The organism is Providencia sp. wls1943 (assembly GCF_009706275.1).
GTDB classification, from domain to species: domain Bacteria; phylum Pseudomonadota; class Gammaproteobacteria; order Enterobacterales; family Enterobacteriaceae; genus Providencia; species Providencia zhijiangensis.
The window spans coordinates 1-16,656 of the sequence record NZ_WLTU01000019.1; the positions used below are offsets into that span (position 1 = coordinate 1).

Consider the following 16,656-nt stretch of genomic DNA (forward strand, 5'->3'; position numbering starts at 1 on the left):
TGAAAATAGCAATCGCAGGTACCGGCTACGTCGGTCTATCTAACGCCATGTTACTGTCCCAACACCACGAAGTGGTGGCGGTCGATATCATCCCTGAAAAAGTGGCGATGCTTAACAATAAGCAATCCCCGATTATCGACACTGAAATCGAACAGTTTCTAACGGAAAAGCAACTCAATTTCCGTGCGACCGAAGATAAAGTCGAAGCCTATATGGGCGCACAATACGTGATTGTGGCGACCCCGACAGACTACGACCCAAAAACTAACTACTTCAACACCAATTCAGTGGAATCCGTTATTCATGATGTGAACAAACTGAACCCGGAAGCGACCATTATCGTCAAATCTACCATTCCAGTGGGCTTTACGGAGCGTCTGCGTGAAGAGTTTGGTTACACCAACGTGATTTTCTCCCCAGAATTCTTACGTGAAGGACGCGCGCTGTGGGATAACCTGTACCCGTCCCGTATCGTGGTGGGAGAACGTTCTGAACGTGCACAGATTTTCGCTGACTTACTGTTAGAAGGTGCGATTAAGAAAGATGTACCGGTGCTGTTCACTGACGGGACTGAAGCCGAAGCGGTTAAACTGTTCGCAAACACCTTCTTAGCGATGCGTGTCGCATACTTCAACGAATTAGATACTTACGCAGAAAGCCGTGGCTTAAATGCGCGTCAAATCATTGAAGGGGTTTCTTTAGACCCGCGTATCGGCAGCCACTACAATAACCCATCATTCGGTTATGGTGGCTACTGCTTACCGAAAGACACCAAGCAGTTACTGGCGAACTACGATGATGTGCCGAATAACCTGATTAACGCGATTGTCGAATCAAACCGCACCCGTAAAGACTTTATCTCGGATGCGATTATCGCTAAAGCACCACGTAAAGTCGGTGTGTATCGCTTAGTGATGAAAGCGGGCTCCGATAACTTCCGCGCCTCAGCAGTGCAAGGCGTGATGAAGCGTATCAAAGCCAAAGGGATTGAAGTGGTGGTTTACGAACCAGTACTGAAAGAAGACGAGTTCTTCCGCTCGAAAGTTATCCGTGATTTAGAAACGTTCAAAGCGGAAAGCGACATTATTCTGGCAAACCGTATGGTGCCTGAGCTGGATGATGTGGCGGACAAAGTGTATACCCGTGACCTGTTTGGTAATGATTGATATGCCTGATCCTATAAAAAAAGAATTAGTTTCGGTAATTATGCCCTGCTATAACTCTGCAGAGTATATTTATGAATCTATTAATTCAGTTCTAAATCAAACTTATCAGAATTTAGAGTTAATTATTATTGATGATGCATCAACTGATGAATCAATTAATATAATTAAATCAGTAATTGACTCCCGAATAAAGCTCATTCAATTGCCATCAAACAGTGGTGCTGGAGTTTCTCGTAATAGAGGGATTGAAGAAGCGGCGGGACGTTTCATTGCTTTTCTTGATAGTGATGATCTTTGGCTACCAAACAAGTTAGAAGTCCAAATTAAAGATATGCAAGAAAATAATCATGTCTTGTCATATACCCACTATCAAAAATTTTCTAAGGAAGGAAAAGGAAAAGTTGTCACATCGCCAGCTACCGTAACATACAATGAATTACTCTACTGTAATGTTATTGGCTGCTTAACTGCTGTATATGATGCGCAGACATTAGGCAAACAATTTATGCCTCTCATTCGGAAACGACAAGATATGGGGCTATGGTTAAAAATTCTATTGATGTGCGATAAAGCTCATTGTTGCCCTCAAATCCTTGCAGAATATAGAACTGACTCAGGTATGACCCAAAACAAGGTTAATGCAGCAAAGCACCAATGGAAATTCTATCGTGAAGAACTAAATTTCAATTTTTTCAAATCACTTCAATATTTTATTGGTTATGCCATTAAAGGCGTCATCAGAAAGTAAAAATTAGGACTAATCATGCTAACTATCATCGGTGGTTCCGGTTTTATCGGAACACGTCTGTCAAACCAATTAAAATCTAAAAATATCGATTTCAAAATCGTTGATATTGAAAAAAGTGAAGCCCATCCTGAAAAGTGGGAATTTGGTGATGTCACCAAGCCTGAAACGCTTATCGAACCACTGAAAGGTAGCGATGTCATTATTAACCTATCAGCAAAACATAAAGATAACGTTCATCCTATTAGCCTTTACTATGAAGTAAACGTTGATGGTGCCAAAAACGTCTGTGATGTCGCTGAACAGTTGGGTATCAAACATATTGTTTTCACTTCATCGGTTGCTGTTTATGGCTTCGTTGAAAAAGAAACCGGGGAAGATGGCGAATATCATCCATTTAACCACTACGGTAAATCTAAGTTAGAAGCTGAATACGTTTACGATGCATGGCAGGCAAAATCTGCGAACAACGTCTTAGTCACGATTCGTCCAACCGTTGTATTTGGTGAAAATAACCGTGGTAACGTTTATAACCTATTCCGTCAAATTGCGTCTGGTCGGTTCTTAATGATCGGTTCGGGTAATAACCAAAAATCTATGGCTTACGTGGAAAATATTGCGGCGTTTATTACGTTCGCAACCACCTTCACGGAAGGAAAGCATGTATTCAATTACATCGATAAGCCTGATTTTACAATGAACGAATTAACAACGGTCATTTGCGGTGCCCTTAATAAGCCAAAATCTAATATCCGCATTCCATATCCAGTTGGAATTTTAGGTGGCTACTGTTTCGACGTGCTTTCTAAACTGACGGGCAAAGAGTTCCCAGTGAGTAGCATTCGCGTGAAAAAATTCTGTGCTCGTACACAATTTAAATCCAATTACATTGGAAATACCTCTTTTGTTCCACCAGTTACTTTGGAACAAGGTATCGCCAATACTGTGCAATATGAGTTTAAATAGAGCAGAGTTTTTGAACACAGTACTGTTCTAATTAATTTTACATATTGAAAACTGATAGGTATGGCTATTCCTGCCATACCTATTTTAAATAGTAAAAGCTCATAAAATACATCATTTTTAAATTAGTACTACTTTATAGCTTAATTCATTAGATTAGCTTTATTGAGAATAATGTATAATTAATATACATATTTTGGCCATAAACACCCTAGGATAGTGAAGATTACTGTGAAAGAACGAGATACCAATATTGATTTACTCAAATTATGTATGGCCTTCCTTGTTGTTTTAGTACACTACCATCCAACATTTGATTCTTTTTTTTTATCATATATTTTGAATGATATATATAGAGTTGCTGTCCCTGTATTTTTCATGCTTAGTGGTTTTTACTTAAAAAAAATTTCAGACGCATCACAAACACAAAGATGGATTTCCAAAATAATCACAATCTATATTATTTGGATGACTATCTACTTTATGTATTACTATTTTTTAAAAGGAGATAAGGAGCACGCTTATTATTTACTCACTAAAATATCTGATGGATGGTACCATTTATGGTATTTCCCTGCATTAATAATGGCATATTCTGTAGCATATATAATAAAGGATAAATCTACATTAAAAATAATTATTATTCTTTCTTTGCTTTTATCCGCTCTGTATTACTTACAGATTATCACAGTAAAAGAAGTAAAGCTTGGTGGTTATAGAAACTTTATTTTTATGGCATTACCATGTATTATAATTGGCATGCTTATATTTAGATTTAAAAAATTCATCACAAAGAATTTTTTTTATTAGCTATATTATTACCAATGCCATTAGTTATATTCTATATATTTATTTCATATGATAAAAAACTAATTTTAGAACTACCGTTAACGTCTCTTTACTTAGCTACGACCATTATGCTGTTTACATCAATGTATAAAATTAACTTAAAGCAAAATAAAATTGACTTAGCTAAATTATCAATAGCTATTTATTTGCTACACCCTATTTTCATTAATATGGTTGGAAGTCCAGACAAGGGAATTTATTTATTAAAGTATATTGCTATTATAATTTCATGCATTTTCTCATACTTTATTTTAAAAAAATTAAAGCTAAATAGATTATTTTAAATATATTCCTATTTAATTTTTATTGAGTGGGTGTGTCACAAAGCCAAATATACCATTCAGGATATGACCGATGATGTATGGCGCTGGCAATCTATGAACCCCAACGGCTATCAACGCTAAATCATCCTTGATATAGCATCAATTAGGCGAGCCTCTAGCTCGCCTTTTTATTTTTCATTTTTTATTCCCTCAAACTCTATTCTCACCACACTATTAACCTACTTACTCCCTGACTCGCGCTTTACCTCCCCCTATAGCCTTACCTTCTCTTATTCACAAAATATCCACCTCATCAATATCATTTTTTGTTTTATTATATTTTTATATAACATCGATTTTTGGATGAATTATTTGGTTTTTTATTTAAAACTGAACTATTATCCCGAGCTAACTTTATGTCGTGTAACTTCGAACACTAAAAATTACCGTTATTCATCCTAATTAGGGCTATTATCATGTTCAGTAAATTTCTCATGGCTATCACAGTGAGTATCCTAATTTCTGGGTGTCATCTCACGCCGGGAACCTATATTTCCACATCAGGAAAGAGGGTTATTGATACTGGTAAGCAAGATATCAACCAACTTGTGGATATTTACCCTATCTCCCCTAAGCTGCTAAATGGAATGCAAGTTGCCCCCGTGATTGCCAAATCTAATCCCCAGCTTGAAGCGCAGCTAGCCGGTTATGACTATCGTGTTGGCGTGGGAGATGTACTGGCAATTACCGTATGGAATCACCCTGAGCTCACTATCCCCGCAGGCTCCTATCGCAGCGCTGCGGACTCAGGAAACTGGGTTCACGCGGATGGCACCATTTATTATCCCTATATTGGAAAAGTCACGGTTCTCGGTAAAACGATCAGTGAAATCAGGAAACTGGTCAGCACCCGATTGGCCGCCTACCTTGAAGCACCGCAAATCGATGTCAGCATTGCCGCCTTTCGCTCACAAAAAATCTATGTGTCTGGTGAAGTAACCAAACCGGGTTCCTTACCTATCACCAATGTCCCTCTCACTATTTTGGAAGCTTTTAATACCGCAGGCGGGTTAACCGAAAAGGCGGACTGGGACAATGTGATCCTCACCCGCGGAGGGAAAGAGATAAAAATCTCGCTGCAATCGTTAATCCAATATGGTGATTTAACCCAAAACTATTTAATGCTATCCGGCGATGTTCTCTATGTTCCCCGTAATGATGCGCAAAAGGTCTTTGTGATGGGAGAAGTGGGGCAACCATCAACGTTGACTATCGACCGTGCAGGGATGAGCATCACTGAAGCGCTAAGTAAAGCTAATGGACTCAGCCAAACTACCGCGAGTGCGACAGGGATTTTTGTCATCCGGTCAACGCATAAAACCGCACCAACGGCGGGTTCTGAAGACGAACAATCCCTTACCAAAATGGCAGCAATTTATCAGCTCGACCTCTCCGATGCGACGTCACTCGTGATGGGAACGGAATTTAAATTACAACCTTATGACCTTGTTTATGTGACAGCGGCGCCCATTGTTCAGTGGAACCGTTTAATCACCCAATTACTGCCAACCATCGCCTCATACAACCAGCTTGCCGAAGGGACTAAGCGTATTTATGCATGGTAATTTTATTTTTAATCAAACACTTATGTTCAATAACATTCTTATCGTGTGCATGGGTAACATCTGCCGATCACCCACTGCGGAGCGTTTAATGCAGGGGCTTTTCCCCCAAAAAAGGATCCACTCTGCAGGTCTGATTGCGCTGGAAAATCAACCTGCCGATACTCAAGCTCGCCATATAGCAAAAAGCCATCACCTCTCTTTGGAGGCGAATCGTTCTCGTCGTTTGACCCGGCATTTATGCCAGGTGGCGGATTTGATCCTCGTAATGGAAAACGCTCATACCCAAAAACTTTATCGGCAATTTCCGCAAACCCGAGGCAAAGTCATGCTATTTGGTGAATGGCTGAATAAAACCGAAATCCCCGATCCTTATAAACATAGCGAGGAGATGTTTGAGCATGTTTATCAGCTTATGGAAAAAGCAGCTGGTTCGTGGCAAGGAAAGATTTAGCCTCTATTTAAACTTATTTAAAAACTAACCCTATGAACCATTATTTATATGAATAATACAGAAAAAAAATATTCACCGAACACCGATGAAATCGACTTACTCGCTATATTAAAAACCCTGAAATCTAACACGCTAACGATAGCGGCGTTTACTATTGTCGCCATTTTAAGTGCCGGAGTGTATTGCTGGTTCGCTTCTCCTATTTACCAAGCAAATGCCACATTGCAGTACGATAAGGTCAACCAAGCATCACTATTAGAAAAAATGAATGATGGGATGCTTTTTGGCGGCAATAATGGGCAAATCGATTCAGAAATTGAAGTCATTAAATCCAGAATGGTGCTAGGCAAAACTGTGTCAGATTTGAATCTCGATATTCAGATTTTGCCTTCAAAGATATTCTCCAAATTTCTGAGTGATGCGGCTATTGTTCATATTGCAGAGTATCAACTCCCCCCAGATTTAATCGGTCAACCCGCCACGTTAACCTTTTTAAATGATCGCCAATATACGTTGGCTTTTGCCGACCAAATTTATCATGGGCAAATTGGCACCATGTTAAAGCAAGGGGAAATTCACTTATTGATTGATTCATATATCGCTCAAGGTGGGGAAAAACTGACCTTAATAAAAAAAGATCGTTATTCTGCTATCGAGAATTTGCGACGCCGTCTCAGTATGAATGAAGCCAGTAAAGGCTCTGGCATCATTAACTTAACAATTAAAGGGACAAATCAGCGAGAAAATATCGAGATTTTGGATAATGTTATTCAAAATTATATTAACCAGAATAGAGCGCATAGAAAGCAAGCTACAAACAACACATTGATTTTTTTAGATAACTACATACCAAAAGTAAAAAACAAGCTCGACCATTATGAGAATGAGTTAAATTCGTTTCGTAAACAAAATGAGTCTATTGACCTAACGCTAGAGGCCAAATCCGCACTTGAGAGTGCACTGCATATAGAAGAAAAGCTAAATGAGCTTACTTTTAAAGAAGTGGAGCTTCAACAACGATATACCCGCAGCCACCCGACTTATCAATCCTTACTCGATCAACGTCAAAAATTGTTACTCGAGAAAGAAAAAGCCAGCAAAAACATTCAACAACTGCCAAATACCCAGCAACAAATTATTCGTTTAACTCGCGATGTGGAATCCGAACAAGCTATTTATAATCAGTTGGTGACCAAACAGCGCGAGCTCAGCGTACTAAATTCAGGGATCACTGCTGATGTGCGAATTATTGACTCTGCAGAGTCTTATCCCTTGGCCATCGCTCCCAAGAAAAGCTTAATCATGGCCCTGGCCTCCTTATTGGGTCTCATGATAGGTTGCGCCTATGTGGTCGCGAAAGAGCTCCTCAATAATAAAATTAAGAACACGGAAGATCTCGAGGCGCTGGACCTCCGTGTTTATGCCACTATTCCATTCTCATTGGATGAAAAAAAATCACGGTATCGCGAGAGTAAAAAGCCTCTATCCATTGAAAATCCAGCGGATATGGCAATAGAATCCATTCGTTCATTAAGAACAAGCGTCTATTTCTCCGTTATGAATCAAGACAATAATATTGTGATGGTGACAAGTGCATCCCCAAATGTAGGAAAAAGTTTTATTACTGCAAATATGGCTGTCGTCCTCGCCAATGCAGGTAAAAAAATTCTGCTTATCGATACCGATTTACGCAAAGGACATATCCATAAAACATTTGGGTTAGACAATAAATCTGGGCTTTCAGAATTCCTATCTCAACACGGCGGAGACCCAATCTCAACACATCAACAAGTTATTGAAAATTTGGATATTATTAGTCGAGGAAAAAGTACCACACACTCTTCAGAACTGCTTATGAGCGAGAAATTTAAGCATCTATTAGACTCAGTTAAACATCAATATGACATGGTTCTGCTGGATACTGCGCCCATTTTTGCGATTACAGATCCGGCTATCATCGGAAAATATGCTGGTACATCACTTTTAGTTGCCTATTATGGCGTGAATACCGTAAAAGAAATTGAGCGCGCACTTAAACATTTCAAGCAAAATAATATTGAAATTACTGGCGCCATTCTTAATGGCATTGATGAAAAATCTGATGACTATAGCTATGTTTATCCGTATTAATGGAATGGCGAGCCACCCGCTCGCCTTTCACTCCCACTGCCACACAACTAATGCATCTTTCCAAATTTGCGCGTAAACTCTGCATCATCTTTTTTCATCCCGACCAATAGCCGTTAACGTTATGCCACATATTGTTTTATTCGAACCTGAAATCCCACCCAATACTGGGAATATCATCCGCTTATGCGCTAATACAGGCTTTAGCCTGCACCTGATCCATCCCCTCGGTTTTACTTGGGATGACAAACGCTTACGCCGTGCAGGGCTAGATTACAGCGAGTTTGCGGATATCAAACATCATCATGACTATTACGCATTCTTAGAAAGTGAAGGGTTAAATCCTGATAATAATCAGTCGCCAACAGGCGCTCGTGTGTTTGCGTTAACCACCAAAGGCAAACCAAGCCACAGCAATGTTAGCTATCGGGAAGATGATTATTTGATGTTTGGACCAGAAACCCGTGGCTTACCGCCTTATGTTCTCGATAATATGCCAATCGAGCAGAAAATTCGTATCCCAATGCTGGCAGAAAGCCGCAGTATGAACCTGTCTAACTCGGTCGCCGTTGTGGTTTTCGAAACTTGGCGCCAACTTGGGTATCCGGGTGCGCTGCTGAAAGACTAAAACAACAAAGGAGCCAGTAAAGCTCCTTTGGTTTCATTAGAAAAAGTTTTCCGCTCCAATGAGAGGAATTAGCCTTGCTAGAACATCCTCAAATACCCCATCTTCTGCAACGGCCGCAAACTTAACATTTCGGTCTTTCAAAGAGAGAGTCTGAATTAAATTTGATGCAACTACACAAGGGGTATCAAGATTTCTTACTGGAACCTCAGTTATTGCCCCCCGAATACTTGTGCTTACTGGGCAACAAATAACTAACCCCGTTTTTTGGCTATATTCCACACTAGATAAAACCAAAGCAGGGCGGTATTTACCAATTTCTTTGCCCTTTGTCGGTTCAAAATCTAACCAAACAATATCATTACGGCTTGGTACATATATTGTTTTCATTCACCAGTTTCCATACCCTGAACGTGAGCTAATTCATCAGAATGGCTATTATGCTCATCCAGATTTTTCAATAAGTAAGCTTCAGAAAAAAGAACTTTCTTCTTTTTTGGTGATAATACTAATGTTCCATTTTCCACAACGAGATCAAGCTGTTGCCCAACTTCAATACCTAATTGCTTTAAGATAGCTAATGGGATAACTATGCCTTGGCTGTTTCCCCACTTTTTGATAGCGATATTCATCTTTATCCACCCCACTTTATTGAGTATATTATGAACACCAAAGTATATACACTGTATAACTTTAATTTACCCTAAGCAACTCATCCTTCATTCTTTATGTAAGTGAGGTCATTTATGGAAGTAATTAATATCAACGAAGCTGAGGAAAATTTTGATGCTCTATTTGACCAGATAATCAAAGAGATCGATATGAAGATCATACAACGTAATGACAAACCAGCAGCAATCATGATGCCATTAAGTATTTATGATGACTTAATAGAAACATTGAATGCACTACAGATAGGTTACTAATAAATTTAAATCCCATCCCCGCCTTCAAAACCATCAACGTTACCATTAAAGTTTTGATCCATCTCCAGCGATGGCTTATCGCTTGTTGGCTTACCGACAATACGTGCAGGAACTCCCGCCACTGTCGTATGAGGAGGAACTGGGTGCAACACCACGGAGCCCGCACCAATTTTTGCGCCGCGACCAATTTCAATATTGCCCAGAATTTTAGCGCCAGCGCCAATCATGACCCCTTCACGTACTTTAGGATGACGGTCGCCACAGGTTTTACCGGTACCGCCTAGTGTAACAGACTGAAGAATAGACACATCATTTTCGACAATCGCCGTCTCACCAATCACAATCCCAGTCGCGTGGTCGAGCATAATCCCACAACCAATACGAGCAGCAGGGTGAATATCAACCCCAAAAGAGACCGAAATTTGGTTTTGCAGATAAACGGCCAACGCTTTACGCCCTTCACCCCATAACCAATGCCCAATACGATAGGCTTGTAGAGCGTGAAAACCTTTCAAATACAGCAGTGGCGTAGAATATTTATCAACCGCAGGGTCACGTAAACGGACAGCAGAGAGATCCATCGCCGCAGAGAAAATCATCTGCTCATCATTACGATAGGCTTCTTCCACAATTTCGCGGACTTCCATTGCGGGCATAATTGGCGAACTCAACTTGTTCGCCAACATATAGCTAAGTGCACTACCGAGGTTGTCATGCTTCAGTAATGTCGCGTTAAAAAAACTGGCAAGTAAAGGCTCACAGTCAGCAAGCGCCTTGGCTTCTTCCTTAATGTAACCCCAAATTCTATCCAGTTCTTCACGCGACATAATGGCTCTCTTCTATATTATTATTAGCTTGGTAATTTAGGCATATCTGCAATTTCGTCTTTAGTTGCGCGCCCGAGCAAGGCTTGGGAGGCTTCTAACACATTTTTATTGCAGTAGAGAATTTGATAAATCTGTTCCGTGATTGGCATTTCAACACCGGCACGCTCCGCAAGGGCTTTCACTTCTTTGGTATTGCGATAACCTTCAACCACTTGTCCAATCTCTTTTTCCGCCTCTTCCACACTGACACCATTTCCCAGCATCATACCGAAACGGCGGTTACGGGATTGATTGTCGGTGCAGGTTAACACTAGGTCACCGAGTCCTGCCATACCCATAAATGTGGATGGATCAGCGCCCAGTGATACACCTAAGCGGCTCATTTCAGCTAAGCCTCGGGTGATCAACGCTGTACGCGCGTTTGCGCCAAAGCCCATACCATCAGAGATCCCAGCGCCAATCGCGATAACGTTTTTCACTGCGCCACCAAGTTGCACACCAATCATGTCAGGGTTTTTATAGACACGGAAACTTTTGCCGCAATGGAATAATTTTTGTAAATCATCACCAAATTGGCTGTCGGATGCGGCGACTGAAATAGCAGTAGGAAGACCTGCCGCAAGCTCTTTTGCGAAAGTAGGCCCTGAAAGCACCGCCAGAGGAATTTCGTTTCCTAATACCTCACGCGCTACATCTTGCAACAAACGCCCAGTATCTCTCTCTAACCCTTTGGTTGCCCAAATAATGCGGGAGCCCGCTTTTAGATACGGTTTGATTTGTTTGAGTACATCACCAAATACATGGCTAGGTACCACAATCAAGATATTCAGGCTCGCTTCAACGGCGCTTTTTAAGTCCGTTTCGAGAGATAAACTATCAGGGAAAGAAACACCAGGTAAAAATGCCTGATTGCTACGTTCTTGGTTTAATTTACGGATGTGTGCTGGATCATGCCCCCACAACACCACCTGATGGCCATTACGTGCAAGGGTAATGGCTAAAGCGGTGCCGTACGAGCCGGCACCGATCACTGTCATTGAAGCAGTATTCATTAAGCGACCTTATTGAACTTCAGGGTTCTGCGCTTGTTCACCTTGTTGCTGCTGTAAGTAATTCATGAACAGTGCATCAAAGTTAACTGGCGCTAAGTTCAATTGTGGGAAAGTACCACGGCCCACCATGTTCGTGATAGTTTCACGCGCATATGGGAACAGGATGTTCGGGCAGTATGCTCCTAAGCAATGTGCCATTTGAGTACCTTCGATACCATCAATGGAGAACACACCCGCTTGTTGAACTTCACACAGAAATGCAGTTTCTTCGCCCAGAGTTGCGGTAGTTGTCACACGCAGAACAACCTCATACACGCCTTCAGCTAGCTGAGTTGAAGAAGTATCTAAATCTAATTTGATCTCTGGCTGCCACTCTTTTTGAAAGATTTGAGGTGCATTAGGTGCTTCAAATGAAACGTCTTTTGCATAGATACGTTGAATTTGAAATACCATTTCTGAGTTGTTTTGTTCTGACATAATAATTACCTTACTTCCATATTAGAGTTTCGAGATATATTCAGTTGCCGGCACATCTTTTCAGTGCCGGATAATTACTTCTTACCACGAGCCAGTGGTAGGTTTTCACCCGCCCAACCAGCGATCCCTTCTTTCAGGACAAAGACTTTTTCAAAGCCATGATGAGCAAGCTGTTCAGCAGGTTTAGTTGCTTCCATTCCACTTGCAGAAACCATAATCACAGATTTCTGTTTATGTTTTTCCAGCTCACCCAAATTATTATCTTTAATTTCAGATGGTGTTAAGTTAATAGAATCAATAATATGCCCTTTGCGGAACTCTTCGCGAGTACGTAAGTCCACAACGACTGCTTCTTCTTTATTGATCATTGTAATCGCTTGAGTGCGCGCAATGACTTTAGTTTTAGAGAATAGGCTTCTGAAGGTCATCACGACCACGGCAACAAATAACACTATCCAAGTCAGACTAACAAACGTGTTACGACCGACAAATTGCATGATTTCTTGGATCATGGGGGGCAATTACTCCCGTTAGTTAAAAACGAATATCAAAGGGTTCAGAGTATACCTTTGTGCTGAGCTAATTACAGCCAGTTAGCGCAAACTAGAAGGTCTTTTTTGCGAAAACACTCGCAGAATTAACACCTTTTTTCTGAAAAAAAGAATTTTTTCTCAAAGCTGTACGCAGGCATTTTAACATAAACATGCTCAGACTCGACTTTGACGCTAAATTAATTCCCATCTAAATAGAAAAAAGTCCCCTAACTCTAGCTATACAGTAAAATTCAGCGATAATACGCCTATAATTTGACTTAGTATCAAATGGCATAATAGCAATATTCTTAATTTTTAAGCGTTTTTATGACTATTTTTAAGAGAACACTGGAAAGCACGACTTGCAGATGAAATAATCAGTTATTGCATTTAATTGAGGTGATCTATCACAATGGCCCATACATCCCATCGAATAAAGACATTTTTTGTTCGTCAGGCAATGATCCCTGCCCTGCTTGGTTTGGGGTTATTCACTTTGGCGCCTTCTCACGTCGCGCTCGCGAATCAGATCACCGAAAATAAAGGTCAATTAAATGACCTGCTAAAAAGTATTGCTGAAAAAGAAAAAAGCGTTAAAGAACAGCAAACTAAAAAAAGTAATCTCCTTTTGCAACTCAAAGAGCAAGAACAAAGTATTTCTGCAGCAAGCCGTAATTTGCACCTAACACAAAACCAATTAAAACAGCTAGATAAAGAGATATCCGCCTTATCGAGCAATATCAGTCGACTGCAAAAGAAAAAAAATGAACAAGAAAAATTGCTTGCTGAGCAGTTAGATGCCGCATTCCGACTTGGTAAACACCAAGGTTTATCGCTACTCTTAAAGGGTGAAGAAGGTCAACGGGAAGAGCGAATTCTTGCTTACTATGGCTACCTCAACCAAGCCCGTGAAAAAAACATTCTTGATCTGGAAGAAACCACCAAAGAGCTGCACGAGCAGAAAAAATTAGAACAAAAAAAGCAAGCTGAGCAAAAAACAACGCTCACACGCCAACAACAAGAAAAGCAAAAGCTCGATAATGCGCAAGCGTCACGGCAAAAAACCTTAACCGTATTAGAAAGCGCATTAAAAGAAGATCAAAAAAACCTCGCGGTCTTAAAACAGAACGAAGCCAGATTACGCGACAAAATTGCTAAAGCAGAACGTGAAGCTAAAGCGCGCGCCGAGCGTGAAGCGCGTGAAGCCGCGCGAATTCGTGCTCAAGTTGCTGAAAAAGAAAGAAAAGCCAAACAGAAAGGCGCCACGTATAAGCCATCTGAAAGTGAGCAATCACTGATGTCTCGAACAGGTGGTTTAGGTCGTCCAGCCGGTCAAGCTATTTGGCCAGTACGCGGTTCAACGCTACACAATTACGGTGATGTCATCTCCAGTGAATTACGCTGGAAAGGAATGGTTATTGCGGCGAATGAAGGCACCCAAGTTAAGGCTATTGCGGATGGTCGCGTATTACTCGCTGACTGGCTTCAAGGCTATGGTTTAGTTGTTGTCGTTGAGCATGGTAAAGGGGATATGAGCCTATACGGCTATAACCAAAGTGCGCTGGTAAATGTGGGACAAGAAGTCCGCGCAGGCCAACCAATTGCGTTAGTGGGCAGTAGTGGCGGTCAAGAACGCCCTGCACTTTACTTTGAAATTCGCCGACAAGGTAAGACCGTCAACCCTCGCCCGTGGCTAGGAAGGTAACGCAATCTCCTTTCACACTACCTATAAAATGCTAGGCTATAAAAAGTTAGGAAAATAATTATGTTGAAACACTCGCCGATGAAATTACTGATTAGCCTACTCCTTATTATGGTCGGCGCTCAGGCGAGTGCCGCTAAGCTCGCCATTGTCATTGATGATTTTGGTTACCGAGCCAAAGAAGATAATCAAATCCTAGCGTTACCGGCCACCATCAGCATTGCGATTTTACCTAACTCACCTCATGGCGCTGAAGTCGCGGCCACGGCCTATCAACAAGGGCGGGATATTTTAATCCATATGCCCATGAAACCATTGAGTAAACAACCTCTTGAGAAAGACACTTTGGCCCCCTCGATGAGTGCTGAAGAAGTTGATCGCATCATCAAAAATGCCATTAATCGAGTTCCTCATGCCAAAGGAATGAATAACCATATGGGCAGCGAGATGACCTCCAGTCTGTCAGGGATGCGCAATGTGATGCGCTCGCTGTCGCAATCGAACCTCTTTTTCTTAGATAGCGTCACGATTGGCAATACACAGGCATTGAATGCCGCTAAAGAATTCGGCGTTCCCTCAACGAAGCGCAATATTTTTATCGATAATCACCAATCTGAAGAAGAAACTCGTACACAGTTGAATAAAGCCATTGCTTACGCGCGTAAACATGGCAGCGCGGTGGCTATTGGTCACCCGCATCCATCAACTGTACGCGCCTTACAAAAATTTATTCCATTAGTTCCTGCGGATATTGAGCTTGTTCCTGTCAGTACACTGGTCGGCTATCAGCTAGCAACTGGCGAACCACGCAAAACTCTCAGAATGCAGCCTGAAGGCGTTAATCCTACTCTGCCAGTGATAAAGCCCGAGACCAAAACGCCAAGCAAATCAGAGGTAAAACCTCATGAAGTGGCTAAAACGACGGCAGATTCTGATGATGCTACGCCAACTCTTGCAGAGCCAGAACTGACCAACGACGCTACGGAACAACCTGAGAAAACAGTCAGTCCCGCAGAGTTAGGTATATGCGATATCGAACTGCCATCAACCCGCCTGCAAGGCATTGAGCTACTCATGTTTGTGGTCGAGGCAATTTATCAAGATAAAACCCTACAGCCCCTAATTACAGAAAAGAAAATGCCATAGCGGGTAAGGCTAAACGTAAAAAGGGTTTAAAGGCACTTGCCCATAAACCCTTTAAGCTCATAAATTAATTCTGCATTAATCCCAGTTTAAAATCACTTTTCCTGACTGCCCTGAGCACATCACATCAAAGCCTTTCTGGAAATCATCAATAGAAAACTCATGCGTAATGATGGGCGATAAATCGAGGCCTGATTGCACGAGCGTCGCCATCTTATACCAAGTTTCAAACATTTCACGCCCATAAATTCCCTTGATAAACAGACCTTTAAATATAACTTGGCTCCAGTCTGTTGCCATTGAAGCTGGCGGAATACCTAATAGCGCAATTCTGCCACCATGGTTCATGGTGTCTAGCATGGTCTGGAAAGCGGCGGGCGCTCCTGAAACTTCTAACGCCACATCAAAACCTTCTTTCATACCCAGTTCATTCATGACGTCTTTAAGATTTTCACGACTCACGTTTACCGCGCGGGTTACACCCATTTTTTTCGCTAATTCAAGGCGATAATCATTCACGTCCGTGATCACCACATGGCGAGCACCAACATGTCGGCAAACCGCTGCAGCCATAATACCGATAGGGCCTGCGCCTGAAACCAACACGTCTTCACCCACTAAATCAAACGATAATGCCGTATGTACCGCATTACCAAATGGATCGAAAATTGCTGCAATTTCATCGGGAATATTGTCTGGAATTTTAAAGGCGTTAAACGCGGGGATCACTAGATATTCAGCAAAGCATCCTGGGCGATTTACGCCAACGCCAATGGTATTACGGCATAGATGAGTGCGCCCACCTCGGCAATTACGACAATGACCGCAGGTAATATGCCCTTCACCAGAAACACGGTCACCAATTTTAAACCCTTTAACTTCCTGTCCAATCTCAACAATTTCCCCTATATATTCATGACCCACCACCATCGGAACGGGAATAGTTTTTTGCGACCATTCATCCCAGTTGTAGATGTGAACATCCGTTCCGCAAATAGCGGTTTTACGGATTTTAATCATCACATCATTGTGTCCCAGTTCCGGTTTCGGAACGTCTGTCATCCATATACCTGGTTCTGCTTTTAATTTGGACAGTGCTTTCATAGGCGACCTTTTATTTATGATTACATTAATTTCATGACCACTTTAATTTCATAACTGTATTAATTTGATAAGAAAATC

Annotated in this window: 18 protein-coding genes; 11 read left to right on the forward strand and 7 right to left on the reverse strand. The window is 41.4% G+C overall.

Annotated elements, in window-relative coordinates; translation table 11 throughout:
* From GKR48_RS10180 to trmL, 8 genes are all read left to right on the forward strand, one after another.
* Nucleotides 1–1,166 (forward strand): nucleotide sugar dehydrogenase (locus tag GKR48_RS10180; RefSeq protein ID WP_154628005.1); only part of this gene is annotated, 1,166 nt, incomplete at its 5' end.
* 1 nt (nucleotide 1,167) lies between these two features.
* On the forward strand, nucleotides 1,168–1,914 hold the full coding sequence (locus GKR48_RS10185) for a glycosyltransferase family 2 protein (protein ID WP_154628006.1): 747 nt from the start codon (nucleotides 1,168–1,170) through the stop codon (nucleotides 1,912–1,914).
* A gap of 15 nt (nucleotides 1,915–1,929) precedes the next feature.
* Nucleotides 1,930–2,877 (forward strand): NAD-dependent epimerase/dehydratase family protein, encoded by a 948-nt coding sequence (locus GKR48_RS10190; protein WP_154628007.1) that lies wholly within the window; start codon nucleotides 1,930–1,932, stop codon nucleotides 2,875–2,877.
* 228 nt (nucleotides 2,878–3,105) lie between these two features.
* Nucleotides 3,106–3,684: an acyltransferase family protein gene (locus tag GKR48_RS10195; RefSeq protein ID WP_154628008.1), complete on the forward strand. Its 579-nt coding sequence runs from the start codon at nucleotides 3,106–3,108 to the stop codon at nucleotides 3,682–3,684.
* Nucleotides 3,685–4,462: 778 nt separating this feature from the next.
* The gene (locus GKR48_RS10200; protein WP_154628009.1) at nucleotides 4,463–5,611 is read left to right on the forward strand and encodes a polysaccharide export protein; all 1,149 of its coding nucleotides are present in this window, start codon (nucleotides 4,463–4,465) and stop codon (nucleotides 5,609–5,611) included.
* 22 nt (nucleotides 5,612–5,633) lie between these two features.
* Entirely contained in the window at nucleotides 5,634–6,062 is a 429-nt protein-coding gene (locus GKR48_RS10205) for a low molecular weight protein-tyrosine-phosphatase (protein WP_154628035.1), read from the forward strand.
* Between the two features lie 48 nt (nucleotides 6,063–6,110).
* Nucleotides 6,111–8,192 carry a polysaccharide biosynthesis tyrosine autokinase gene (locus GKR48_RS10210; RefSeq protein WP_154628010.1) on the forward strand — a complete coding sequence of 694 codons (2,082 nt, stop codon included), beginning with the start codon at nucleotides 6,111–6,113 and terminating at the stop codon, nucleotides 8,190–8,192.
* A 121-nt stretch (nucleotides 8,193–8,313) separates the two neighbouring features.
* The gene (gene trmL / locus GKR48_RS10215) at nucleotides 8,314–8,817 is read left to right on the forward strand and encodes a tRNA (uridine(34)/cytosine(34)/5-carboxymethylaminomethyluridine(34)-2'-O)-methyltransferase TrmL (RefSeq protein ID WP_006660558.1); all 504 of its coding nucleotides are present in this window, start codon (nucleotides 8,314–8,316) and stop codon (nucleotides 8,815–8,817) included.
* A gap of 36 nt (nucleotides 8,818–8,853) precedes the next feature.
* Here the strand turns inward: trmL and GKR48_RS10220 are convergent, their stop codons facing one another.
* Both GKR48_RS10220 and GKR48_RS10225 read right to left on the reverse strand, forming a co-directional pair.
* A complete protein-coding gene (locus GKR48_RS10220) occupies nucleotides 8,854–9,195 on the reverse strand; it encodes a type II toxin-antitoxin system PemK/MazF family toxin (RefSeq protein ID WP_336431146.1) in 342 nt (113 codons plus the stop codon).
* Between the two features lie 5 nt (nucleotides 9,196–9,200).
* Nucleotides 9,201–9,446 (reverse strand): AbrB/MazE/SpoVT family DNA-binding domain-containing protein, encoded by a 246-nt coding sequence (locus GKR48_RS10225; RefSeq protein WP_154628012.1) that lies wholly within the window; start codon nucleotides 9,444–9,446, stop codon nucleotides 9,201–9,203.
* Between the two features lie 114 nt (nucleotides 9,447–9,560).
* Between GKR48_RS10225 and GKR48_RS10230 the strand changes: the two genes are divergently transcribed.
* Entirely contained in the window at nucleotides 9,561–9,740 is a 180-nt protein-coding gene (locus GKR48_RS10230; protein WP_154628013.1) for a type II toxin-antitoxin system Phd/YefM family antitoxin, read from the forward strand.
* A gap of 5 nt (nucleotides 9,741–9,745) precedes the next feature.
* Here GKR48_RS10230 and cysE read toward each other — a convergent pair whose 3' ends face one another.
* From cysE to GKR48_RS10250, 4 genes are all read right to left on the reverse strand, one after another.
* Nucleotides 9,746–10,567, reverse strand: a complete 822-nt coding sequence (gene cysE, locus GKR48_RS10235; protein WP_036950776.1) for a serine O-acetyltransferase — start codon at nucleotides 10,565–10,567, stop codon at nucleotides 9,746–9,748.
* Between the two features lie 23 nt (nucleotides 10,568–10,590).
* On the reverse strand, nucleotides 10,591–11,619 hold the full coding sequence (gene gpsA, locus GKR48_RS10240; protein ID WP_108479153.1) for an NAD(P)H-dependent glycerol-3-phosphate dehydrogenase: 1,029 nt from the start codon (nucleotides 11,617–11,619) through the stop codon (nucleotides 10,591–10,593).
* 9 nt (nucleotides 11,620–11,628) lie between these two features.
* Complete coding sequence (gene secB / locus GKR48_RS10245; RefSeq protein ID WP_006660561.1) at nucleotides 11,629–12,096, reverse strand: protein-export chaperone SecB; 468 nt, start codon at nucleotides 12,094–12,096, stop codon at nucleotides 11,629–11,631.
* Nucleotides 12,097–12,170: 74 nt separating this feature from the next.
* A complete protein-coding gene (locus GKR48_RS10250; RefSeq protein WP_230085095.1) occupies nucleotides 12,171–12,605 on the reverse strand; it encodes a rhodanese-like domain-containing protein in 435 nt (144 codons plus the stop codon).
* A 436-nt stretch (nucleotides 12,606–13,041) separates the two neighbouring features.
* Between GKR48_RS10250 and envC the strand changes: the two genes are divergently transcribed.
* Together envC and GKR48_RS10260 are read left to right on the forward strand one after the other, a co-directional pair.
* Entirely contained in the window at nucleotides 13,042–14,334 is a 1,293-nt protein-coding gene (envC, locus tag GKR48_RS10255) for a murein hydrolase activator EnvC (protein ID WP_154628014.1), read from the forward strand.
* Nucleotides 14,335–14,394: 60 nt separating this feature from the next.
* Nucleotides 14,395–15,477 (forward strand): divergent polysaccharide deacetylase family protein, encoded by a 1,083-nt coding sequence (locus GKR48_RS10260; protein WP_154628015.1) that lies wholly within the window; start codon nucleotides 14,395–14,397, stop codon nucleotides 15,475–15,477.
* A 75-nt stretch (nucleotides 15,478–15,552) separates the two neighbouring features.
* Here the strand turns inward: GKR48_RS10260 and tdh are convergent, their stop codons facing one another.
* On the reverse strand, nucleotides 15,553–16,578 hold the full coding sequence (gene tdh / locus GKR48_RS10265) for an L-threonine 3-dehydrogenase (protein WP_108479150.1): 1,026 nt from the start codon (nucleotides 16,576–16,578) through the stop codon (nucleotides 15,553–15,555).
* Nucleotides 16,579–16,656: the final 78 nt, after the last annotated feature.